This is a genomic window from Saccharothrix sp. NRRL B-16348 (genome assembly GCF_001280085.1).
Taxonomy (GTDB): domain Bacteria; phylum Actinomycetota; class Actinomycetes; order Mycobacteriales; family Pseudonocardiaceae; genus Actinosynnema.
On the sequence record NZ_LGED01000279.1, the window covers coordinates 1 to 22,238 of the forward strand.

General features: G+C 71.4%; 22 protein-coding genes. 8 read left to right on the forward strand and 14 right to left on the reverse strand.

The window, feature by feature from the left end:
• Positions 1–19: 19 nt before the first annotated feature.
• From ADK67_RS48030 to ADK67_RS48040, 3 genes are all read right to left on the reverse strand, one after another.
• Positions 20–703: a dihydrofolate reductase family protein gene (locus tag ADK67_RS48030; protein ID WP_053723327.1), complete on the reverse strand. Its 684-nt coding sequence runs from the start codon at positions 701–703 to the stop codon at positions 20–22.
• A 72-nt stretch (positions 704–775) separates the two neighbouring features.
• The gene (locus ADK67_RS48035; RefSeq protein WP_053723328.1) at positions 776–2,020 is read right to left on the reverse strand and encodes an RNA polymerase sigma factor; all 1,245 of its coding nucleotides are present in this window, start codon (positions 2,018–2,020) and stop codon (positions 776–778) included.
• Positions 2,017–2,388: a YciI family protein gene (locus ADK67_RS48040; RefSeq protein ID WP_053723329.1), complete on the reverse strand. Its 372-nt coding sequence runs from the start codon at positions 2,386–2,388 to the stop codon at positions 2,017–2,019. Before ADK67_RS48040 ends, ADK67_RS48035 begins: the two co-directional genes overlap by 4 nt.
• 224 nt (positions 2,389–2,612) lie before the next feature.
• Between ADK67_RS48040 and ADK67_RS48045 the strand changes: the two genes are divergently transcribed.
• Positions 2,613–3,518, forward strand: a complete 906-nt coding sequence (locus ADK67_RS48045) for a substrate-binding domain-containing protein (protein ID WP_231648725.1) — start codon at positions 2,613–2,615, stop codon at positions 3,516–3,518.
• 15 nt (positions 3,519–3,533) lie between these two features.
• Here ADK67_RS48045 and ADK67_RS48050 read toward each other — a convergent pair whose 3' ends face one another.
• Both ADK67_RS48050 and ADK67_RS48055 read right to left on the reverse strand, forming a co-directional pair.
• Entirely contained in the window at positions 3,534–4,673 is a 1,140-nt protein-coding gene (locus ADK67_RS48050) for an HAAS signaling domain-containing protein (protein WP_053723331.1), read from the reverse strand.
• Complete coding sequence (locus ADK67_RS48055) at positions 4,670–4,993, reverse strand: PadR family transcriptional regulator (RefSeq protein ID WP_053723332.1); 324 nt, start codon at positions 4,991–4,993, stop codon at positions 4,670–4,672. Before ADK67_RS48055 ends, ADK67_RS48050 begins: the two co-directional genes overlap by 4 nt.
• An 84-nt stretch (positions 4,994–5,077) precedes the next feature.
• Between ADK67_RS48055 and ADK67_RS48060 the strand changes: the two genes are divergently transcribed.
• Positions 5,078–5,752, forward strand: a complete 675-nt coding sequence (locus ADK67_RS48060; protein ID WP_053723333.1) for a hypothetical protein — start codon at positions 5,078–5,080, stop codon at positions 5,750–5,752.
• A gap of 37 nt (positions 5,753–5,789) precedes the next feature.
• Here ADK67_RS48060 and ADK67_RS48065 read toward each other — a convergent pair whose 3' ends face one another.
• Positions 5,790–7,829 (reverse strand): beta-galactosidase, encoded by a 2,040-nt coding sequence (locus ADK67_RS48065; protein ID WP_082404912.1) that lies wholly within the window; start codon positions 7,827–7,829, stop codon positions 5,790–5,792.
• Positions 7,830–7,998: 169 nt separating this feature from the next.
• On the opposite strand from ADK67_RS48065, the gene ADK67_RS48070 reads away from it, so the two are divergent.
• From ADK67_RS48070 to ADK67_RS48085, 4 genes are read left to right on the forward strand one after another with little or no spacing between them, the layout of a single operon-like run.
• On the forward strand, positions 7,999–9,285 hold the full coding sequence (locus ADK67_RS48070; protein WP_053723334.1) for an ABC transporter substrate-binding protein: 1,287 nt from the start codon (positions 7,999–8,001) through the stop codon (positions 9,283–9,285).
• Between the two features lie 16 nt (positions 9,286–9,301).
• Positions 9,302–10,216 carry a carbohydrate ABC transporter permease gene (locus ADK67_RS48075; RefSeq protein ID WP_053723342.1) on the forward strand — a complete coding sequence of 305 codons (915 nt, stop codon included), beginning with the start codon at positions 9,302–9,304 and terminating at the stop codon, positions 10,214–10,216.
• The gene (locus ADK67_RS48080) at positions 10,213–11,046 is read left to right on the forward strand and encodes a carbohydrate ABC transporter permease (protein WP_053723335.1); all 834 of its coding nucleotides are present in this window, start codon (positions 10,213–10,215) and stop codon (positions 11,044–11,046) included. Before ADK67_RS48075 ends, ADK67_RS48080 begins: the two co-directional genes overlap by 4 nt.
• 7 nt (positions 11,047–11,053) lie before the next feature.
• Positions 11,054–12,076: a LacI family DNA-binding transcriptional regulator gene (locus ADK67_RS48085; RefSeq protein ID WP_053723336.1), complete on the forward strand. Its 1,023-nt coding sequence runs from the start codon at positions 11,054–11,056 to the stop codon at positions 12,074–12,076.
• Here the strand turns inward: ADK67_RS48085 and ADK67_RS48090 are convergent.
• Positions 12,073–12,633, reverse strand: coding sequence for an HD domain-containing protein (locus ADK67_RS48090; protein WP_053723337.1), 561 nt, complete (start codon positions 12,631–12,633; stop codon positions 12,073–12,075). The two genes, ADK67_RS48085 and ADK67_RS48090, sit on opposite strands and share 4 nt — an antisense overlap.
• A 474-nt stretch (positions 12,634–13,107) precedes the next feature.
• Positions 13,108–13,623, reverse strand: a complete 516-nt coding sequence (locus tag ADK67_RS55610; protein ID WP_082404910.1) for a helix-turn-helix domain-containing protein — start codon at positions 13,621–13,623, stop codon at positions 13,108–13,110.
• Between the two features lie 192 nt (positions 13,624–13,815).
• Between ADK67_RS55610 and ADK67_RS48095 the strand changes: the two genes are divergently transcribed.
• Both ADK67_RS48095 and ADK67_RS50355 read left to right on the forward strand, forming a co-directional pair.
• A complete protein-coding gene (locus tag ADK67_RS48095; protein WP_053723338.1) occupies positions 13,816–14,100 on the forward strand; it encodes a bifunctional DNA primase/polymerase in 285 nt (94 codons plus the stop codon).
• Positions 14,097–14,483 (forward strand): hypothetical protein, encoded by a 387-nt coding sequence (locus ADK67_RS50355; protein WP_197289959.1) that lies wholly within the window; start codon positions 14,097–14,099, stop codon positions 14,481–14,483. The genes ADK67_RS48095 and ADK67_RS50355 overlap by 4 nt, the downstream gene beginning before the upstream one ends.
• Here the strand turns inward: ADK67_RS50355 and ADK67_RS48100 are convergent.
• The 6 genes from ADK67_RS48100 to ADK67_RS48125 form a co-directional block, all read right to left on the reverse strand.
• The gene (locus ADK67_RS48100) at positions 14,446–15,672 is read right to left on the reverse strand and encodes a hypothetical protein (RefSeq protein ID WP_053723339.1); all 1,227 of its coding nucleotides are present in this window, start codon (positions 15,670–15,672) and stop codon (positions 14,446–14,448) included. The two genes, ADK67_RS50355 and ADK67_RS48100, sit on opposite strands and share 38 nt — an antisense overlap.
• Positions 15,673–16,011: 339 nt before the next feature.
• Positions 16,012–17,274 carry a hypothetical protein gene (locus tag ADK67_RS53255; RefSeq protein WP_063797971.1) on the reverse strand — a complete coding sequence of 421 codons (1,263 nt, stop codon included), beginning with the start codon at positions 17,272–17,274 and terminating at the stop codon, positions 16,012–16,014.
• A gap of 30 nt (positions 17,275–17,304) precedes the next feature.
• Positions 17,305–17,949 (reverse strand): response regulator transcription factor, encoded by a 645-nt coding sequence (locus tag ADK67_RS48110; RefSeq protein ID WP_053723340.1) that lies wholly within the window; start codon positions 17,947–17,949, stop codon positions 17,305–17,307.
• A complete protein-coding gene (locus tag ADK67_RS48115; protein WP_231648726.1) occupies positions 17,937–19,172 on the reverse strand; it encodes a sensor histidine kinase in 1,236 nt (411 codons plus the stop codon). Before ADK67_RS48115 ends, ADK67_RS48110 begins: the two co-directional genes overlap by 13 nt.
• A 4-nt stretch (positions 19,173–19,176) precedes the next feature.
• Positions 19,177–21,117: an ABC transporter permease gene (locus ADK67_RS55015; protein WP_269436198.1), complete on the reverse strand. Its 1,941-nt coding sequence runs from the start codon at positions 21,115–21,117 to the stop codon at positions 19,177–19,179.
• Between the two features lie 506 nt (positions 21,118–21,623).
• Positions 21,624–22,238, reverse strand: a 615-nt coding sequence (locus tag ADK67_RS48125) for an ABC transporter ATP-binding protein (protein ID WP_053723345.1), incomplete at its 5' end; no start/stop codon positions are given.

Sequence of the window (22,238 nt, forward strand, 5' to 3'; positions counted from 1 at the left end):
GGCCCCGCCGCACCACGGCTCAGTTGCCGCGACCCCGGTCGTCCAGCACGAGCGGGGCGCGGCCCTCGACGGTGTAGCGGACGTGGGTGACGCCCGGGGTGTGCAGGACGCGGGTCGGCGTCAGCTCGATGCCTTCCTTGAGCCCGAGGCCGAGGTCGGCGTCGAGCAGGCGGAGGCCGTCACCGAGCACGACCGGCACGATGTGCAGTTCCAGCTCGTCCAGCAGGCCGGCGGCCAGGACCTGGCGGACCAGCGTGCCGCCCCCGGCGACCGCGACGTCCTTGCCACCGGCCGCGGCCTTCGCCTGCGCCACCGCGCTCTCGACGCCGCCGGTGACGTAGGTGAAGCTCGTGCCGCCCTTGCGCTCCAGGGTCTGGCGCGGCCGGTGGGTCACCACGAAGACCGGCGCGCGGAACGGCGGCTCCTCGCCCCACGGCACCTCGCCGCCGTCTGCCATCCGCCGGCCCATCACGTACGCGCCCGCGGCCTCGAAATTCTCCTTGATGATGTCGGAGTTGACGTCCTGCTCGCCGCCCGCGAAGCCCTGCCGCTCCCGCCACGCCATCGCGCTGATCGCCCAGCGCGTGACGCGGAAGAACGCCGCGGCCTCCGCGGACTCCAGCCAGTCGCCGCCGCCCTCGTGGCGCGGGCCGGCGTAGAAACCGTCGAGGGACACCGACAGCTGCGCGGTCACCTTGGTCATGGCTGCGTTCCTTCCTCCCGGCGACGCCCGGCGGGGTCGCTCGGGAGGGGATCGGAGCCGGCGACGCGAGTTCTACGTCGACCCGGAAGTTTTTTCGGCGGCGGCGCAGCGGGCCGCCCGCCGGAGGAGGAACCGCTGTTCGGGGACGTTGCCGGCCAGCCGTGCGGCCTGCCGGAACGTCTCGCTCGCCGCGTCGGGGTCACCGGCCCGTTCGAGCAGGTGCGCCCGCACGGCGAGCAGCCGGTGGTTGCCGGCCAGGACCCCGCGCTCCAGCTCGGCGACGACGTCCAGGGCGGCACGGGGACCGCGCACCTCGCCCAGGGCCACGGCCCGGTTCAGGGCGGTGACCGAGCTGGGCGCCAGGCGTTGCAGCACGTCGTACAGCGCGAGGACCTGCGGCCAGTCGGTGTCCTCCGCCGTGGCCGCCTCGCTGTGCACGGCCGCGATCGCCGCCTGCACCTGGTACGGGCCGACGGGGTGGGCGGCCAGGCTGCGGGTCACCAGGTCGGCGCCCTCGGCGATCGCCGCGCGGTCCCAGCGCGACCGGTCCTGCTCGGCCAGCGGGACCAGGTCGCCGTCCGGGCCGGTGCGCGCCGCGCCGCGGGCCTCGGTCAGCAGCATCAACGCCAGCAGGCCGGCCGTCTCACCGGAGTCGGGCAGCCGGTCGTGCAGCTCACGGGTCAGCCGGATCGCCTGCCCGGTCAGGTCGGGACGGCGCAGCCGGGTGCCGGCGCTGGCGCTGTAGCCCTCGTTGAACAGCAGGTAGAGCACGTGCAGCACGACCGCGAGCGCCCGTTCACGGTCGGCGGGCAGCTCGAACCGGGCGCCCGCCTCCAGCAGCCGCTGCTTGGCGCGGGAGATCCGCTGGCCCATCGTCTTGTCCGGCACCAGGAACGCGGCGGCGATCTCGGCGGTGGTCAGCCCGGCCACGGCCCGCAGGGTGAGCGCCATCTGGGACGGCGCGGTCAGCGCGGGGTGGCAGCACAGGAACAGCAGCTCCAGCAGGTCGTCGCGCGCGGGCTCGGCGTCCGGCGGCGGCGCGAGCAGCGCGTCGCGCGGCACGGCGTCGAACAGCGCCCGCTCCCGGCGTTCCCGCGCGGCGTCGGCACGCACCAGGTCCACGTAACGGCGTGCGGCGACCGTGGTGAGCCAGCCGAGGGGGTGTTCGGGGACGCCGTCGCGCGACCACGTGTCGGCAGCGTTGATCAGCGCCTCCTGCACGGCGTCCTCGCACCGGGCGAAGTCGCCGTGCCTGCGCACGAGGATGCCGAGCACCTGCGGCGTCAGCGTGCGCAGGACGTGCTCGACGGCGGTCAAAGGTCGTCGCCGCCGTGCCGCATGAGGGGCCACACCTCGAGACCGCCGCCCAGGCCGCGGCTGTAGCGCAGGGCCGGGTAGGACCGGGCGATCTCCATCGCCCGCTCCTCGCTGTCGACGTCGACCACGAAGTACGAGCCGACGTACTCCTTGGCCTCCAGGTACGGCCCGTCGGTGACCACGGGCGCGTCACCGACCACGCGCACCGACCGCGGGCGGGACACCAGGCCCTGCGAGTCGACCAGCTCGCCGGACTCCCGCAGGTCCGCGTTGAACGCGTCCACGTCGGCGACCAGCTTCGCGAACTCCTCCGCGTCCACGCTGTTCCACACCTGCTCGTTGCCGTAGATCAGCATCAGGTACTTCACGGTGTGGCCTCCCGCGGTCGGAGTTCGGACGCCCGAATTCTGCCCCGGAGCCGTCCGGGTGTGCTCCCTGGTCGCACGCGCGGGTCGCCGAGCTTCCGAAACTTCTCCGAAACCTCTAGTGTTCGGCGACGCTCTTCGGTAGGCGACTTCGTCGCTGGGCAGGTGAATCGTTGCAGTTCAGAGCGGCGATTGTCTTTCGCGAAATTCTCGATACTGTCGGTGGCGTGAGTCTGTTGAGGTCGCGCACCTGCTACGTGAGCCGGGTGAGGCCGATCCGGTGGCGTGAGCTGTCGGCGGAGCGTCCACACCCCGTCGCGCCGCTGGTGGAGCTGGTCTTCCCCGCCCTGAACAGCGCGTGGGCCATGGAGGTGATGCGGGGCGTCGTCGACTCCGGGCTGGACGTGGTGCTGTCCTCGGCGGTCGGCCGCGGCACGTCGTGGGCCGTCGACGTGGTCGAGGCGCGGCGCGCCGGCGTGCTGCTGGTGACGTGCCCGATCAGCGTGGCCGAGGAACGGGTGTTCGCGCGCGCCGGCGTGCCGCTGGTGCACATCGACCCGGTCGACGCGGCCGCGCCGGACCTGTTGAGCGTCGCCGCCGCCAACCGGGCGGGCGGTGTCACGGCGGTGAAGCACCTGCTGTCGCTCGGGCACCGGCGGATCGGTGTCGTCGGCGGCCCGCGCGACGTGCTGTGCAGCCGTGCCCGCGTCGACGGCTACCGCTTCGCCCTCGAACGCGCCGGCATCGCCGTCGACCCCGCCTACGTGCGGCACGCCGACTTCACCCGCGAGGGCGGCCGACGGGAGGCGGACGACCTGCTGCGCCTGCCCGACCGCCCGACCGCGATCTTCGCGGCCAACGACGAGCAGGCCCTCGGCGTGGTCGAAGCCGCCCGCGCCGCGGGCCTGACGGTGCCCGCCGACCTGAGCGTCGTCGGCTTCGACGACCTCCCCGCCGCCCACCGCTGCACCCCATCCCTGACCACCGTCCGCCAACCACTGGCCGCGATGGGCCGGCAAGCGGGCCGGATGCTGGCCGACCTGATCGCCGGCCACCCACCCGCTGCCGACCGGGTCGAACTGCCCACCCACCTGGTCGTCCGCGACTCGACCGCCCCGCCAACCCCCTGGTGACGGGGCGTCGCCGCGTCAGCCGGTCGGCGTCACCACGGGCGTCGTGGTCACGGTCGTCGTCGGCGCGAGCGACGGGGTGCCGGTTGCCTGTGGCTGGGCGGTGGTGCTGGTGATGGGGGCGGTGGTGGTGGTGGTGGGGACGGTCGGCATCACGACGGTGAAGGGGACGCCCGGCTCTTCGTGGCAGCCCTGCTCGTCGTGGACGACTTTGGGGCGCGGGAAGCGGTTGTCGCTGCGGCTGTCGCCGTCGCAGCCGTACCACGGCGCGTTGAGCGGGCGGCCCTCCTCGTCGTAGAGGTGGACGTCGGTCAGCGGTTTGCCGTCCTTGTCGAACACGTAGATGTTGTCGTGGGTCTGCGGCGCCGGGTTGTAGGAGACCGGCGAGCTGCTGACCGGGTAGCCGTCGTACCGGTTCGCCAGCGTGCCGAGGATCACCAGCAGGACGCCCAGGGCGAACCCGGTCGCGGGCAGGCTGATCCACAGCCACCGGCGGTCGGTCTTCGCCTTCGGGCCGGCGAGCAACGACACCGCCGCCAGCGCCAGCGCCACCAGGAACATGAGGTCCGGCCGGTACACCAGCACGCCGCCCGCGCCGATGAGCAACGCGCGACCGATCCACCACAGCGGCTGGAAGGGTCGCAGCGACGCGAACGCCTTGCCGATGTCCGACTTCTCGACCCGCGCCAGCGCGTCCTTGATGGCGACGGTCTCCGACAGCTTCGCGATCTCCGCCATCAGGCCGTTGTGCCGGAACACCAGCACGGTGGCCGCCGCGGCGCAGAGGGCGGTGAGGAAGGCGGCCTCCTCCATGTCGCCGCGCGTGATGGCGAAGCCGAACGCCATGACCGTGGCCGCCAGCATGCTCCAGAGCGCGAACCTGGCCAGGATCGTCGGCCGGTCGCCCGTCGCGGTGGGCGACGTGGGGGAGGGGTACCCGGCCGCGACGCGCAGTTCCTCGGCGTACGCGCGCGGCGTGCCGAGGCGGTCGATCAGGGCGGCCGCCGAGAACTCGTCGCCCATCTCGTCGGCGACCTCGACCACGTGCGCGCCCGCGTCGTCCATGATCTCGGCGACCTCGGCGGCGGGCAGGTCGGACAGCGCGTCGCGCATGGCGTCCAGGTAGTGCTTGACCTCGGTGTTCGTCTGCGTGCTCATGCACCCTCCCCCAACAGGTCGTCCAACGTCCGCGCGAACGACTTCCAGGTCTTGCCGGATTCGAGCAGCCGTTCACGGCCCGGCTCGTTGAGGCTGTAGTACTTGCGGTGCGGGCCCTCTTCGCTCGGCACGACGTACGACGTGAGCAGTCCGGCGTGGTAGAGCCGGCGCAGGGTGCCGTAGACCGACGCGTCGCCGACGCCGTCCAACCCGCCCTGGCGCAGTCTGCGCAGCACGTCGTAGCCGTACCCGTCCTCCTTGCGCAGCACGGCAAGGACGGCGAGGTCCAGCACCCCCTTGAGCAGCTGGCTGGTGTCCATGCGCTTCTCCCCGGTGGTGTGCGATGAAGGGTACTACGGAATGCGGAGTACCGCGTACGAGGGGGTAGTGCGAGGATCGCGCCCGTGGAGTTCGTGGGAGATCCGTCGTGGGTGTGGGGGCTGGTGTCGTCCGACGACGCCGTCCGCCGGCAGGCCCTGGCCCGGCACCAGGCGTCGATCAAGGCGGCGGCGGAGGCCCTGCGCTGGTCGAACGACGTGTGGGCGCGCGCCGGGACGCCCGCGCCGAGCGAGCCGCACCTGGCCGCCGAGATGGACCAGGCCCGCGCCGCCTTCCGGCACCACTACGGGCAGACGATCATGGAGCTCACCGCGCCGGTGTGGGGCGACGACCGGGAACTGCGGGACCGGCACGCGCCGTTCGTGCTGCTCTACCTGGACTGGGAGGGGCGCTACCCGGACGACTGGGGCGCGCCGGCCTCACGCCTGTGGTCGGCCTGGGGCCGCAAAGCGGTGTTGCTGCGCGCGCTGGACAAGCGCGGCGTGCCGGAGGCCATCCGGCCGGGCATGACGGACCTGGTCGCCGACGTGGTCCGCCGCCGCTACCGCTGCAAGGACTGGCTGTACGCGCGGCTGGTCCGGCACATCGCCGACGACCGGTTCGACGAGCGGATGCGGGCCCTGCTGGTGGACGACGACCCGGACGTGCGGCTGCGCGCCGAGTTCCTGCTGCACGTGGCCGCGCACCCGAAGCCGTACGTGCGCCAGACCACGTGGGGCCGGTGGCTCGCCGCGCGCTGACCGGGGCCGTCCTCCCGGACGGCCCCGGTGAATCCGTTCAGGACTTGAGCACCGCCGTCCCGCCCGCCGGCACGGTCAACTCGGACTCGCACCGCTGCCCGGTGAGCAGCTCGGTGCCGGACGCGGCCAGCCGCACCTCGGCGTCGGTGTGGTTGAGCACGAACAGGTAGTCGGCGTCGGCGCCGCGACGGCGCACCACCTCCACGTCACGCGGCAGGTCGTCCCGCGCCTCGACGCCCGCCTCCGGGAAGACCTCGCGCAGCACCGAGGCGAGCGCCGCACCGCGCAGCCTGGTCGAGACGTACCAGGCTGCGCCCGCGCCGAGCCGGTGCCGGGTCACCGCCGGACCGCCGGCCGCCGGACCGTCCACATAGGAGTGCACGGTCTCCGCGCCGGCCGGCAGGACGTGCTCGGCCCACACGTCACCACGCAGCCCTCCGTCCAGCGTGACCTCCTCGCCGGCCCGCAGCGGCAGGAACTCCTCGACCTCCAGCCCCAGCACGTCCCGCAACGCGCCGGGGTGGCCACCGGGGTGCACGGCGTCGTTGGCGTCGACGATGCCGGAGAAGTACGAGACGACGAGCGTGCCGCCACCGGCCACGTAGTCGTGCAGCACCTTCGCCGCCGCCGTCGACGTCAGGTACAGCGACGGCACCACCACGAGCCGGTAACCGCCCAGGTCGGCCTCCGGCGCCACGAAGTCCACGGTCAGCCGGGCGTCCCACAGCTGCTCGTAGAACGCGCCGACCCGTTCCCGGTAGGACAGGTCGACCGACGGCCGCCAGTCCAGCTCCAGCGCCCACCACGACTCCCAGTCCCACAGCACGGCGACGTCGGCCCGCACCACGCTGCCGCGCACCTCGTGCAGCGCGCCGAGGTCGCCGCCCAGCCGCACGACCTCCTGCCACAGCCTGCTGCGCGTGCCGCCGTGGGGCAGCATCGCGGAGTGGAACTTCTCCGCGCCGAAGCGGGAAGCGCGCCACTGGAAGAACATCACCGCGTCCGCGCCGCGTGCCACGTGGGCCAGGCTGTTGCGGCGCATCTCGCCCGGCCGCTTGGCGATGTTGCGCGGCTGCCAGTTCACCGCGCCGGTGGAGTGCTCCATGAGCATCCACGGCCGGCCGCCCGCCACCGCGCGGGTCAGGTCCGCCGACATGGCCAGGTCGATGTGGTTGCGGTCGGCTTCCGCGGTCAGGTAGTGGTCGTTGGCCACCACGTCGACCTCGCGCCCCCAGCGCCAGTAGTCGATCGACTTGCAGTTGGTGGTCATGAAGTTCGTGGTGATCGGCACGGCCGAGTGCGCGCGCAGGATGTCGCGCTCGGCGGTGTAGCAGGCCAGCAGCTCGTCCGAGCAGAACCGGGCGAAGTCCAGCTCGTGCGCCGGGTTGCCGGTCGTGCCGGAGACGCGCGGCGGCTCGATCTCGGCCCACTCGCCGTAGCGCTGGCCCCAGAAGCTGGTGCCCCAGGCCTCGTTGAGCGCGTCGAGGTCGCCGTGCCGGGCCCGTAGCCAGCGCCGGAACGCGGTGGCCGACTCGGGGCAGTAGCACGCGCCGACCGGTGCGCCGTACTCGTTGTGCACGTGCCACAGCGCCACGGCCGGGTGCTCGCCGTACCGCGCGCCGAGTTGCCGGGCGATGGTCGCGGCGGCCTGGCGGTAGGCGGGCGCGCTCGGGCAGAACGTCGCGCGCGACCCGCGTTCCAGCTCCGTGCCGTCCCGGGTGACCGGCCGGATCTCCGGGTGCGCGCGGTAGAGCCACGCGGGCGGCGCGACGGTCGGCGTGGCCAGGTTGACCGCGATGCCGGCGCCGTGCAGCAGGTCGAGCAGCCGGTCCAGCCAGCCGAAGTCGAACTCGCCGGGCCGCGGCTCCAGCGCCGCCCACGCGTGGATCGCGACGCTGACCAGGTTGACCCCGGCCTGCCGCATCAGCGCGACGTCCTCGACCCACACCTCCTCCGGCCACTGCTCGGGGTTGTAGTCCCCGCCGTAGACGAGCCCGTCCACGCCGACCGGCAGCCGCGGCGCGACCAGGTCCTCCTCGGCCCGCTCGTCGGCCTGGCGAGGCACCACAAACGTCATGAACACTCCAGTGAATGTGAACGTGCACGGTCTGGTCGCCAGATTACGGTGCAGATAAGACGGGGTGTCAAGAGGTTGACAGGCGTGACGTGCGGACAACTACTGTGCACGTTCACAGCGCGGTTCTCGCTGGCAGTGGCGTCAGCGACGCGGAACCCCCGGAGACCTCATGCGACTCGACATCGCGAAGAAGGCCCTGGCACTCGGACTCGGCCTCGCCCTGCTCGCCGGCTGCGGCGGTGGCGCCGAGCAGTCCGCCGACGGCCCGGTCGAACTGTCCTTCTGGGCCTGGGCGCCCGACATCGACAAGGTGGTCGACAAGTGGAACGCCGCCCACCCGGAGACGAAGGTCGTCTTCAGCAAGCAGGCGCAGGGTGACGACCTGGTGACCAAGCTCCTGACCAGCGCCAAGGGCGGCAACCCGCCGGACCTGGCGCAGGTGGAGTTCCAGGCGCTGCCGACCCTGGTCAGCAACGACGTGCTGGCCGACATCTCCGAGGGCGCGGCGTCGGCCAAGGACAAGTTCGCGCCGGGCATCTGGGACCAGGTGACGCTGGGCGGCAGCGGCGTCTACGCCGTGCCCCAGGACTCCGGCCCGATGATGTTCTACTACCGCGCCGACCTGTTCGAGCAGTACGGCCTGAAGGTGCCGACGACGTGGGACGAGTACGCGCAGACCGCCCGTGACCTGCGGGCCAAGGCGCCGGACAAGTTCCTCGGCACGTTCTCGTCCAACGACCCGGGCTGGTTCGCGGGCCTCGCCCAGCAGGCGGGCGCCTCGTGGTGGGGCGTCGACGGCGATACCTGGAAGGTCTCCGTGGACGACGCCGCGACCAAGAAGGTCGCGCAGTACTGGAGCGGCCTGGTCGCCGAGGGCGCGGTCGACAAGTCCCCGATGTACACGCCGGAGTGGAACAAGGCGCTCAACGACGGCACGCAGATCGGCTGGCTGAGCGCGGTGTGGGCGCCGGGCGTGCTCAAGGGCAACGCGGAGAGCACCCAGGGCAAGTGGGCGATGGCCCCGATGCCGCAGTGGGACGCCGCCAAGCCGCGCACCGGCAACTGGGGCGGCTCGACCACGGCGGTGACCGCCGGCTCGAAGAAGCAGAAGGCCGCGACGGAGTTCGCGCTCTGGCTCAACACCGACCCGGCCGCCGTCGAGGCGCTGGTGAAGGAGTGCGGCATCTACCCGGCGGCGACGTCGGCGCAGGAGGCGCTGTCCCAGCCGCCCGCGTTCTTCCCGAACCAGCCGGACTTCTACACCCTCGCCGCGAAGATCGCCGCCACGTCGTCCGGCTTCACGTGGGGGCCGAACGTCAACGTCACCTACACGGCGTACAAGAACGCGATGGCCGAGGCGATCAGCGCGGGCGGCGACCTCGTGCCCACGCTGGCGAAGATGCAGGGCGCGACCGTGGACGACATGAAGGCCAACGGATTCACGGTCGGCGGCTGAGTTGACGTCGACCCGGATGACCGGACGGGGTGGTGCGGCGCCGAAGCTGGCGCCGTACGCCTTCGTGGCCCCGGCGGTGGTGTTGTTCCTGCTGGTGTTCGCGCTGCCGATCGCCTACACGGTGTACCTGAGCCTGTTCCGCACCGAGGTCAAGGGGCTGGGCCTGGGCAAGGGCAGCCGGTCCGAGGTGTTCGTCGGCCTGGACAACTACGCGCGCGCGCTCACCGACCCCGAACTCGGCGCGGGCGCGTTGCGGGTGCTCGGCTACGGCGCGATCCTGGTGCCGACGATGCTGGGCCTGGCCCTGGTGTTCGCGCTGCTGCTGGACGAGGAGCGGGTGCGGGCCCGCGGGTTCAGCCGGATCGCGATCTTCCTGCCGTACGCGGTGCCCGGCGTCATCGCGTCGCTGCTGTGGGGGTTCCTGTACCTGCCGGGCACCAGCCCGTTCAACCAGGCGTTGCGCGAGCTGTCGCTGCCCGGGGTGGACCTGCTGTCGCCGACCGGGATCTACTTCGCGCTGGCCAACATCGCGGTGTGGGGCGGTGTCGGCTACAACATGGTCGTCCTCTACACGGCGTTGCGGTCCATCCCGCGCGACCTGTACGAGGCGGCCCGCATCGACGGCTGCACGCCGTGGCAGGTCGCGATGCGGATCAAGATCCCGCTGCTGGCGCCCGCGCTCGTGCTGACGTCGTTGTTCTCGGTCATCGCGACGCTCCAGGTGTTCGCCGAGCCGACCACGCTGGCGCCGTTGACCAACTCGCTCTCGCTCACCTGGACGCCGTTGATGAAGGTCTACCAGGACGCGTTCGGCCGCGGTGACCTCTACTCGGCCGCCGCGACGTCCGTGCTGATCGCCGTGGTGATGTTCGTGATCTCGTTCGGGCTGCTGCGGGTGACGCGGTCGCGGGCGTTCGGGGGTGAGCGGTGAGGACGCGCCTGGGCGGGTTCCCCACGTTCGTGCTGCTGCTGGGGGCGGCGTACTGCCTGTTCCCGGTGGCGTGGGTGTTGATCGCCGCGACGAAGAGCACGGGCGAGCTGTTCTCCACGACCACGCTGTCGGTCGGGTCGTCGCTGGTGGCGAACCTCGGCGAGCTCGACTCGTACCGCGACGGCGTGTTCTGGCGGTGGATGGCGAACTCCGCGCTGTACGCGGGCGTGGGCGCGCTGCTGTCGGCGGCGTTGTCCGGCGTGACCGGGTACGCGCTGGCCAAGTACTCGTTCCGCGGCCGGGCGTTGATCTTCAACGCGTTGATCGCGGGCGTGCTGGTGCCCGCCGTGGTGCTGGCCATCCCGCAGTACCTGCTGATGTCGAAGATCGGCCTCACCGACACCTACCTGTCGGTGCTGGTGCCGAGCGTGGTCAGCCCGTACGGCATCTACCTGGCCCGCATCTACGCCGCGGCGTCCGTGCCCGAGGACGTGATCGAGGCGGCCCGCACCGACGGCGCGGGCGAGGCGCGGATCCTGGGCTCGATCGCGTTGCCGATGATGGTCCCGGGCCTGGTCACGGTGTTCCTGTTCCAGTTCGTGTCGATCTGGAACAACTTCATGCTGCCCTACATCATGCTCGGCGACGACGGGAAGTTCCCGGTCACGCTGGGGCTCTACACGATGCTCAAGCAGGGCAACACCACGCCCGCGCTGTACACCCTGGTCGTCACGGGTTCGCTGGTGTCGGTGCTGCCCTTGATCGCGCTGTTCCTCACGTTGCAGCGATACTGGCGCATCGACTTGCTCTCCGGAGCGGTGAAAGCATGAGGGAGCCATGAGCGGCGAGCGGAGCAAGGCGGCGCGGAACCGGCCGACCATCCACGACGTGGCGGCCGCCGCGGGGGTGTCGCGCGGCACGGTGTCGCGCGCCCTCAACGGCGGGCGCAACGTCAGCCCGGCCGCGCTCCAAGCCGTGCTGAAGGCCGTGCGGACCACCGGGTACGTCGCCAACCCGGCCGCGCGCAGCCTCGTCACGCAGCGGGCGCACTCGGTGGCGTTCGTGCTCACCGAGCCGCAGCAGCGGCTGTTCGAGGACCCCAACTTCAGCATCCTGCTCCAGGGCTGCACGCAGGAGCTGGCCGAACTCGACGTGCCGGTGCTGCTGATGACCGCCAGCACCGAGGTGGAGCGCAAGCGGACCAGCCGGTTCATCGCCGCAGGTCACGTGGACGGCGTGCTGCTCGTGTCGTCGCACACCGGCAACCCGCTGCTGGAGGAGCTGCGCGACTCGGGCATCCCGGTCGTGGCCTGCGGCAAGCCGATCGGGCACGAGGGGCAGGTGGCGTACGCGGCGGCCGACGACCGGTCGGGCGCCCGGCTGATGGTCGAGCACCTCCGGTCACGCGGCCGTCGGCGGATCGCCACCATCACCGGACCGCCCGACACGCCCGGCGGCGTCGAACGGCTCGCCGGCTACCGGGACGTGCTCGGCCCCGACGCCTCACCGGACCTGATCGCGCACGGCGACTACAGCCGTGCCGGGGGTGAGGCGGCGATGGCGGCGCTGCTGGAACGCGCGCCGGACCTGGACGCGGTGTTCGTCGCGTCCGACCTGATGGCCGCGGGCGCGCTGAACGTGCTGCACGACTCCGGCCGGCGCGTGCCGGAGGACGTGGCGGTGGGCGGGTTCGACGACTCCAGCATCGCCACCTCCACCCGGCCGGCGCTGACCACCGTGCGGCAGCCGTTCCAGCGCATCACCCGCGAGATGGTCCGCCTGCTCCTCGAACAGATCCAGGGCGAACCGCCGGCGGCGTCGATCCTGCCGACCGAGTTGGTCGTGCGCGCCTCGACCTAGCGGTCACGCCAGGCGAGCGGCGAGAGGGTGAGCGCGGCCTCGGCGATCCGGCGTGCGGTGCCGGTCTTGAGGCTCTGACGGGCGGAGTCGATCCACCCGTCGACGCGCTGCACGCCGGTGTCGCGGTACTCGACGGCCTGGAGCAGCATCTCCAGCTTGTCGGCGTCACTCGCGCACCGCGCCTCGCCGGACTCCTTCGCCTCGTACTCCTCGACCGCGTCCCGGACGACCTGGCGTGACCTCTCCGGCAGCCGCGCCGTCTGGTCGGCCGTGATGGCGCGCGGGTCGGGCTTCGCGATGTACCCGCTGACGGTGTGGGGGAGATCCCCAGTGCGGGTCTCCTGCGTGTCGTGCCACAGGGCGAGGAATGCGGCGCGAGCCGGATCGGCCCCCTCTTCTGCCGCGATCAGTGCGGCCAGTTGGGCGACCCGCATCGTGTGCTCGGCCACCGACTCGGGATCCCGCACCCCCGCGTGCCACCACCCGGCCCGACGTATGCGCTTGAGCACACCCAGTTCGTAGCCGAAGGCGGCGATGGCCGCGGCATCGTCTGACATGTGCACTTCCTAGTGTGCGGAGATTCGGAGGGCGTACTGGAGACCGGCGACTTGGTCCCGTCCTGTCCGGGACAGCGAGTCGGCGATTCGCGAGGTGGGCGAGGAGCGCGCTCCCGCTCCACGTGCCGGTGTCCGCGTCCCGCATGAAGGAGTCGTCCGTCCGCACGTCGCCGAGTTCGCCGATCCAGTACGCCCAGTAGTTCAAGTTCGCCACCTCGTCGCGCGTCCCCGACATCCGGCCCACGAAGTCCTGGATGTGCCCACTCTCGCCAGTGGAGGCGAGGGCGACCGAAGCGGATCGTGCCTCGAGCAGCCCGGTGATGTCGTTCTCGGGGATCGCCTGGCGGCCCACCCGACGCCACTCGTCGCGCAGCCAATCGACAACCTGCGTTCGCCGATCAAATCCGAGCAGGTACACGGCCTGCCGCCGCAGGAGCGGTTCGACCGCGTGTCCGGCTCTTTCCGTCACGTGCATCAAGTGGTCGAAGAACCGCATGCGCTCGTCCGCGTGCAACAGCGGGTGTGGTGTGACCGGGCCCCGTCGAGGCACCTTGGAGATGAACTCGCCCAATTGTGGCGGTGTGTTTCCGGTAAAGGCCAGGTGATCAGGTTGGTGATGGTCTTGCGGTGCACCGCGGCGGCGAGTGGGTGGTGATCGGGGTCGACCCACGAGTCACCGGCCGTGATTCCGGTGGCGAGTACGAGGTCCGCCTCGATCGCCTCGTTCAGGTGTCGTCCGGTGGACGCCGGTGCTCCTGCTCTGGACAGCCTCGCACTGAGCTTCACCAGTTCACCAGCGCCGACGGCGGCCAGTGGACGTCGTCCCGATTCCCAACCCTGCACGGTGGTGGGATCGACGCCGAGGAGTTCGGCGAACCTCTCCTGGGTGAGCCCGGCCGTCTGCCGGCTCAGCTTCAGCACGAACCCGGCCACAACGCCCGTGGCACGCGAACCCCGACCGCCGGTCGGTGTTGCGGCACTAGTCCGCATGCACACCTCCCACGTCGCCGTTCGCCGTGTCGGACGCACTCGCACCACCAGTCAGTTCCCGACTGATCCCCGCTGATCGTAGCGTGTCGAATGTCGGATCGGTCGTCAAATGCTTCGACCCTGTCGAGTGCTCATGCCAGGAAACAAGGAAGCTCAATGCGAGGAATTGCACCGAAGTCCCCACCGCCCACGATGTTGCAAGCGGCTCTCGACTACGCCGCGCTCGGCTGGCCCGTCGTCCCCGGAGCCATCTGGCACGACGGACGCTTCACCAGTCCGGTGGACGAGCGACCCGTTACCAGCCCGTGCCTCCGACCGATCGAAGAAGCCACCACCGACGCCGCTTCAGTGTGGGAATGGTGGTCGGTTCGAGGCTTGCACGAGCCGAACGTGTTCACCGTGACCACGGGCAACGCCCTGCTGCCCGGCGAAGAGTTGGCAGACCTCATCCAGTGGCTGGGAAGGAAAAGCGCGTGAACGAGCAGACAGCACCATTGACGATCAAGCCGTGGGGCGAAGAGGACTTCGCCGCAGTTATTCGCAGGCTCGCGGCAGGCGAGGCGCCTCGGTTGTTCGCCATCGTGGAGGAGTACGGCGACGCGGAGGACGCCCGCGTCGCGGGTTACGGCTTGGCCTACGCCGACCGCGCCGAGGTCAACGCCGTGGAAGGTGGCTTCCACCTGAGTTCCCAGAACGCGGAAACCGCCCGGACGCTGTTCGAGATCAGCTCCCGGTCGGCGGGGACGCGGCGCGCGCACCTGGTCTGGCTCGACGGACAAGCACCGCCTGCTGGACGTGGGCCCAGCAGGCGTGTCGCGGCTCTTAGCGGGTCAGCTCCAGTGCGCTGCGACGGGCGGTGACGTCGTCCGGGTCGTCGCCGAACACCAGCAGTTGGAGGGTGCTGAGCACGACCGGGTTGTCGGTGCGGGTGGTGTCGTGGCCCGAGGTGATGAGCACGCCGCCCGCGTTCAGCGCCGGTCGGACGTGGGCGAGCAGGTCGGCCAGCGGTGCGGCGGCGGTCAGCTTGAGCGACTCGGCGTACCCGTCGAGGGCGTCGGGGCGGACCGACTGCAGGGCGAGCAGCGGGATCGAGCCGCTGGTGATCCGGAAGTTGAGGTCGAGCATGACCAGCTGCCCGTCGAGCGTTTCGGCGCAGTCCAGGCTGCACAGGCCGCGGTAGCCGACGTCGGCGGCGCGTTGGGTGATCGCCAGGCACTCCGCGAGCAGGTCGGCCGGTGGCGCGCTGACCAGGCCGAACCGTCCGCCGACGTAGACGCCGGTGTCGTCGACGCGCTGTTCGGTGACGGCCAGCAGGCGGGCGACGGCGTCCGGGCCGACGTACAGCTGGACGCCCCAGTTGCGCGCGAGGTACAGGTACTCCTCGATCACGAACTCGCCGAGCAGGTCGGTGAACGCCGGGAACGCGACCTGGTCGCCCGCCTCGTGCAGGTAGACGTCGAGGCTGCCGCCGTGCGCGTCGTTCGTGGCGGCCTTGAGGACCCAGGACTTCTCCGCCGGTGCGGCTTCGTCCAGGTCGGCGCGCGTGACGACGCTGCGGCGGGCGTGGAAGCGCGGGGCGACGAACGTGCTGATGGTGGCCTTGTTGTTCAGGTAGCCGACGAGGTGGGCGGTCTTGACCACGCGTTCGTCGGGGCACAGCGCCGTGGGGTGCGGGTACTCCATCGAGATCGGCAGGCCGTCGGCCATCGCCTCGGCGACGCGGGCGGCGAACCCGGCCTCGTCGCGGAAGTCGCGCAGGTCGTCGCCGACCGGCAGGCCGCCGTCGCGCAGCTGCGCCAGCAGCGCCGGGTCCGTGCCGCCCGCGCTGCAGATCACCGTCGTGTCCCCGGCGACCGCGATCGGACGGGCGGAGAGCGCGTCGACGGTGTTGCGGTGCCGGTTCCCGGCGGTGACGGCCGGTCTCGCGCAGACCGCGACGCCGGGGCCGTACACGTCGGTGAGCGCGCGAGGTGCGCCGACCGCGGGCGGCAGCGGTGTGGAGATGCTGATGACGTGCTCCCGTGGGGGTGAGTCGGGACGGCCACGCACGCCACACGGGTGGTGTGGACGTCATGCCGTAAGGCGGAGCGAGAGCGGTGGAACGTGCCGTGCGCGCGAGGCGGCGTCCACGTGGCCCCGTCGATGCCCGGGAGCCGGATCCGTGAACCGTGGGCGAGCAGCCCGGATGCGGGCTGTGTCCCCTCAGAGTGTCACGCCTTCCCCACCTGACCCAAACGCACGCACCCGAGAGTCCTACGTTCAACGCGCGAGAGTCCTACGCCCAGGACACCTGAGTTCAACGCTCAGCCGACGTGCCGCTCGTCGTGAGCGTTGAATTCAGGGTGCGTGAACGTAGGACTCTCGAACGCTGGAGGTAGGACTCTCGGGTTAGTGGGGGGTGAAGGTCAGGCAGAGGCGGAGGGGGTGTTCGCCCCACGTGTTCATCGCGTACATGGCCAGGAGGCCGCCCGCCTCGATCGACTCACGCGTCGCCGGCGCGTTGAGGGACGCTTGGCCCAGCCACATCGGGGTCTCGGCGGGCGGCGTGGGCGTGGTCTGGGCGATCGAGACCGATTGGCCCTCGTGCTCCTGGACGGCCAGCAGCACGTACGGCTCGGTCAGCTCAGCCGTGTGCGTGCCCGGCTCCACGGTGACGTACTCGCCCCGCTGCGCCGCCGCCACGCTCACCCGGCCGATCCACCGGAACGCCTCCAGCAGCGTGTCCGTGGTCAACGCCTCGTGCGCCTCCAGCCCGGTCACCCGGGTCAGCTCCGCCATGCCGCCGGCGATGCCGCCGTCCTCGGAGCGGTAGCGGTCGGGCAGCATGATCGTGGCCGACGACTCGTCCAGCGCGACCAGGTCCCGGAACCGCCGGTCGGTCAACGGCGTGCGCGCGAGCACGCCGAGGGCCAGCTTCTCCAGCACCGCGTCCGGCTCGGTCATCCGCCAGAACGTGCACTCGTCGTCGATCCACAACGGCAGGTAGCCGCCGATCGGCAGACCGGGCACCACCGTCGTCAACGTCGACCCCACCGCCGGACCGGGAGGAGCAGCAGCCGGAGCAGCGGGCTGGAACGGCGCGAGCGCGGCGAAACGCGGGTCGACCCGCGCCGTGCGGATGACGTGGTGCGCCCACGCCCGCACCCGGGACAACGGGTGGTCGGCGAACTGCGCGTCGTAACGCGGATCGTCGCCCGCGTGGAACGGCAGCCGCCCCTCCACCTCGGGCGCGTACGGGTGCGGCATCACCCACCCCTCGAACCCGAGCTGCGCGACCAGCACCGCCTCGCGCATCCCGGTCATCCCCTGCTCCGCCGCCTGGAGCTTGAGCACGGCGCTGCTGTCGGCCTTGGGCACGGTGAACGAGCCGATGAACACCTGCCCCGACGGCTGGTTCGGCAGCGGCACCTTCACCACCTGCAACAACGCGGGCACGTCACCGAGCCGCACGTGGTGCGCCTCGATCAGGCAGCCGACGTCACCGGTCGTGACGGCCAGGTCGTGCCGCAGCTTCGGCATCTCGTCCAACGACGCGGGCAGGTCCGGCACCAGGTCGAAGTACGTGAGGCTGACCTGGTCGCCGTTCGCGGGGTTCACCCAAGTGGTCGGGTCGTGCTGCTGGAAGCCGGTCGTGTCGAATGCGATAGGCACCCGTCGACCCTAATGGGGTGACGCCCGGGCTCACTGGTTGAGATACGCCAGGACCGCCCGGACGCGCCGGTGGCTGTTGTCCGCTGGCGGCAGGTCCAGCTTGGTCAGGATGTTGCTGATGTGCTTCTCCACCGACGGCGGCGCGAGCACGAGTTCGGCGCAGATGGCCGAGTTGGACAGACCTTGCGCCACCAGCGCCAAGACCTCCCGCTCCCGCACCGTGAGGGCGGAGATCCGCTGGTCACGGGTGTTGCGGGCGAACAGCTGGCGGATCACCTCCGGGTCCATCGCGGTGCCGCCCGCGGCTACCCGGTCCAGCGCGTCCAGGAACTCGTCCAACGCCGTCACGCGGTCCTTGAGCAGGTAGCCGATCGCGCCGTTGCCGTCGGCCAGCAGTTCGGTCGCGTACGTGCGCTCGACGTACTGCGACAGGATCAGGATCGGCGCCTTCGGGTCCTGCTTGCGCACGGACAGCGCGGCGCGCAGCCCCTCGTCCCGGAAGCCCGGCGGCAACCGGACGTCCACAATGGACAGGTCCGGCCGGTGCTCCAGCACGGCCCGCTCCAGGTCCGGCGCGTTGTCCACGGCCGCGACCACGGTGTGCCCGGTGTCGGTCAGCATCCGCACCAGCCCGTCGCGGAGGAGCAGCAGGTCTTCGGCGATCACGATGCGCATGGGAACTCCGCGAGGACGGTGGTGGGCCCACCCGGTGGACTGGTGACCTCCATCGTGCCGTCCAACGCCTCGACCCGGCGTCGCAGCCCGTCCAAACCGGAGCCGGCCGGGTCCGCGCCGCCCCGCCCGTCGTCCCGCACGGCCACCGTCAACACCTCCGACCGCCGCAACGTGATCACGCACTCGTCCGCGCCAGCGTGCTTCACCGCGTTCGCCAACGCCTCCGCGACCACGAAGTACGCCGCCGACTCCACCGCCGCCGGCAGCTCGCCCAACTCCGACGACGCGTCCACCACCACCGTCAACGGCGCGTCACCCGCCAACGCCGTCAACGCCGCCACCAGCCCCCGGTCGGTCAGGATCGGCGGGTAGATCCCGCGCACCAGCCGCCGCAGCTCGGCGAGCGCCTCGTCCAACTGCCGCCGCGCGTTCACCACGTCCGCCCGCGCCGGGTCTTCCGCCAACCCCGACGCGCGCAGCTTCCGGTCCGCCAACGCCAACGTCATGCCCGCCGCCACGATCCGGGCCTGCGCGCCGTCGTGCAGGTCCCGTTCGATCCGCTGCAGCTCGGCGGCCTGCGCGTCCACCACCCGCAGCCGGGTCGCCCGCAACGCGCTGACCTGCTGCCGCAGCCGTGCCCGCGGCCCGGCCTCCAGCAACCGCGCCGCCACGGACGCCTGCACCCGGGACACCGCCGCGACCAGCCACCACACCGGCCACGCCGCCACCAGCCCCACCAACGCCAACGCGAACCGCCCGCCCACGGTGTTGAACAGCAGGTCCGCCACCGGGTACACGCGAGGATTCGGCACGGCCCACAACCACAACGGCGCGAGCACCGTGCCGACCCACACCACCCCGGCCACCACGCCGACCACCCCGGTCACCAGCCCCACCGGGAACCCGACCAGCAGCCACGCCAGGTCACGCCACGTCCCCGGCTCACGGATCACCGAACGCCCTCGCGTCCACGGGTTCGCGCCGGTCACGGGCCCGTACGGGTCGCCGATCGCGCGCCGCAGCACCCACCCGGCCCGCCACCGCTCCAGCCGCGCGATCCGCCGACTGACCCACGTGACCACCAGGAACACCGGCGGCCCCAGGTACGTGAACGACAGCAGCCCGGACGCCAGCGTCGTCACCACCGCCCAGACGAACGAGGCAGGCCCGATCACCAGCCCGGCCGCCAGGTGCGCCAGTCCTCTGGCCGCTCGCGAAAACACCTGGTCAACCTAGCTGAGGCAGGGCACGCCGCCGGACCACCACACGTGCGGGCACCGCGCCCGCCACCAAGCCGAGCAGCCCCACACCCGCCACCATCCCGAAGTACCGCACCGGGTCGGCGAACAACCGCCACTGCCCGTCCTGCGCCACGCTGAACGCCCCGACCACCACCCCGCTGACGGCGCAGCCGAGCACCAACGCGACCACCACCGTGATCAACGCCTCCCGGTCGAGCAACCGGTGCAGCTGCCGCGACGTGGCGCCGGCCAGCCGCAACTCCCCGAACTCCCTCCGCCGCGCCCCGGTGGCGATGGCGAACGTGTTCACCACCGCGATCGCCGTGAACCCCAACGACACGGCCACCATCAACTCCCACGCCGCCTGCTGGTTCTCCTCCAGACCCCCACCACCCGAGCCAACCGCCACCGGAAACCCGCTCAGGTCAGGCTCGCCACGCAGGTACACCGCGCCAACCAGCCCCCGCGGGTCGTGCGCCGCCACCAGCCCCGCGTCCAGCACCAGATCACCGAACCCACGCCAGTGCGAGAACACCGCCACCACCACCAACGTCACCCGCGTGCCATCCGCCAGCCAGAACGACGGCCGATCACCAACCGCCCACCCCCGCTGCTCCGCCAACGGCCCGCTCACCGCCACCGAATCCCGCGAAATCCCCAGCTCACCCTCCACGACCCCCAGGTCCAACGCGGACTCACCAGCCAACCGCAGCCCCTGCGCCGGGTAGTCCTCCGGCTTCCCCTCCTGGTCGACGACCACCCTCGTGCCCACCGTGAGCGCCGACCCCGTCACCTCCGGCAGCGCCGCAACCCTCTCCGCCGTCACCAACGGCAACCCGGGCGCGTTCGTCGCCGCCACCCTCAAAGTCGCCGGCGCCGTCCGCGCCGCCTCCTGCTCCGCCGTCACCACACCAAGAACGTCGCCGTTCGACAACATGGTCGCGTTGATCGCGAACATCAGCGTCAGCGGAATCGCCACCCCCACCACCCGCCGACTCTCGACCCGCGTCATCGCACCGGCCACCCTCCCCACCACACCGAGCCCCACCGCCCGCGACACCACCGCCGTCACCGCACCCACCACCACCGGCCCCAACGCGGCCACCGCGCACAACAACAGCGCGCACGACACAAAGCCCATCCCCATGCCCAACGGCCCGCCCAACGGCACCAAAGCCAGCACCGCCACCGCACCCGCCGCCAGCACGACCGCCGCCACCACCCTCGGCACCCGACTGCCACGCCCCGCCGTCACCGTCTCGCGCAACGCCTGCGTCGGCGAGATCCGCACCGCCCGCCGCGCCGCCACCGACGTCGCCACCAGCGTCACCACCAACCCGACCACCGCCGCCGCGAGCAACACCAGGACGTTCACCGCCACCTCGAACTGCGCCGGCACCGCCCCCAGCTCGCGGAACCTCCCCGCCACCACCTGCGCCACCACCACGCCCACCGGCAACGCCGGCACCGTGGCCACCACCGTCACCAGCGCGATCTCCGTGCCCAGCAGCCGCCGCAACTGACGCGGCGTCGCACCAGCCGTCCGCAACAACGCCAGTTCCCGCAACCTCTGCCGCACCGCCAACGACACCGTCCCCGTCAACACGAACACCGCCGCAAACCCGGTAATGCCCAGCACGAACCCGAAGATCGAGATCGCACCGATGTAATCCGGCACCGCCCCCGGCAGATCGCCGTCCACCTTGTCCGCCCCGCTGAACACCCCGACCCCGAGCTCCTCCAGCGCCCCCACGACATCACCCAACTCCGCACCCGCCACCAACCGCACCGCAACCGCCGTCGGCCCACCCAACCCCGACCACTCGGCCACCTGCCGGTCAGCCACGAACACCGCCACCTGCCCCGGCACCCCACCGTCCACCAAACCCGACACCCGCACCTCACGCGTGCCCGTCTTCGTCGTCATCCCCACCTTCTGCCCAACCACCAACCCCAACTCCGCACCCACCACCACCTCACCGTCCGCAGGCGCAACACCCTCCCGCAACACATAAGGCGTCAACGGCGCCGAAACCCACCCGTGCCCCACCACCGCAGCCCGCTCCGGCACCCGCACACCTGCCAACGCAACCGGAAACGCCACATCCTCCACCACCTCACCCACACCAGGTGCAGCCGCAACCAACCCCACCACCTCACGGGACAACACCGCCGCCCCGATCAACCGCTCGGTCTTGGTCTTCACCTTGACCTTGTCGCCCTTGTCCACCTCCGTGGTGAGCTCAACCGACCGCTCCGCCGCCACCACCACATCAACCCCGGCGAACCGATCCCCACCAGGCCCAGCCGTCAACACGGAGTACAACAACAGCCCACTGCCCGAAATCAACGCAACCGCCAAGAACGCCGTCAAAAAGGTCCCGACAAACGCACCGATCCGCCGCCGCACACTCGTCACCGCCAACTTCACCATCATCGCGTCAACTCCGTCATCCGAGCAGCAACCTGCTCCGCCGTCGGCGACACCAACTCACCCGCAAGCCTGCCGTCCGCCAGGAACACCACCCGATCCGCCCACGCCGCCGCCGCCGGATCGTGCGTCACCATCACCACCGTCGCCGCCGACGAGTCGACAAACCCCCGCAACAACCCCAAGACCTCACGCCCAGTCGACAAATCCAACGCCCCCGTCGGCTCATCCCCGAAGATCACCTCAGGCCGCCCCGCCAACGCCCTCGCCAACGCCACCCTCTGCTGCTGCCCACCGGACAACTCCCCAGGCCGCGCCTTCTCCCTTCCCCCCAACCCAACCCGCTCCAACACCTCACGCGCCCAACCCTTGTCCGGCCGCACTCCCGCAAACCGCTGCGGCAACAACACGTTGTCCCACACCGACAACGCGTCCACCAGGTTGAACGACTGGAACACAAACCCAACGTGCTTCCGCCGCACCGCCGTCAACTTGGGCTCACGCAACGCGCCGACATCCTGCCCCGCCAGCACGACCCGCCCACCATCCGGCAAATCCAACCCGGCCGCACAGTGCAACAACGTCGACTTCCCCGACCCCGACGGCCCCATCACCGC